1 protein-coding gene is annotated in these 290 nt (G+C 63.4%); it reads left to right on the top strand.

The annotated features are described in order from the left end of the window. Positions 1 to 290: hypothetical protein (locus tag INF73_RS21710; RefSeq protein WP_193547319.1), on the top strand; the 290-nt coding region annotated here is incomplete at both ends.

The following is a 290-nucleotide window of genomic DNA, read 5'->3' as shown; positions in this document are numbered from 1 at the left end:
GTGCGGGTGGTGGTGACGCCGAAGGGCAGCAGTCACCCGTCGCTGACCGGAACGTTACAGGAGAGCCAGGCGGTGACGGCTTACGGCACGCCAGCGGTGGAGGACGTGCGTACATCCGGCACGCCGGAGGTAGGACAGACCCTGAGGGCGGAATACACCTTCAAGGCGAACGGAACCGGTGCGGATGCTTCAACCTATATCTGGGCGAGGTATGAGAAAACCAGCTGGATGCCGATCGAGGGGGCCAACGGCCGGGAATACACTCTTCAGGCGGGAGACGCGGGTTACAG

This window comes from Enterobacter cloacae complex sp. P6RS (assembly GCF_014982245.1).
In the GTDB taxonomy this organism is placed as follows: domain Bacteria; phylum Pseudomonadota; class Gammaproteobacteria; order Enterobacterales; family Enterobacteriaceae; genus Enterobacter; species Enterobacter bugandensis.
The sequence above is the reverse complement of the archived record's forward strand: the minus strand, read 5'-3'. Positions and strand labels throughout refer to the sequence as shown.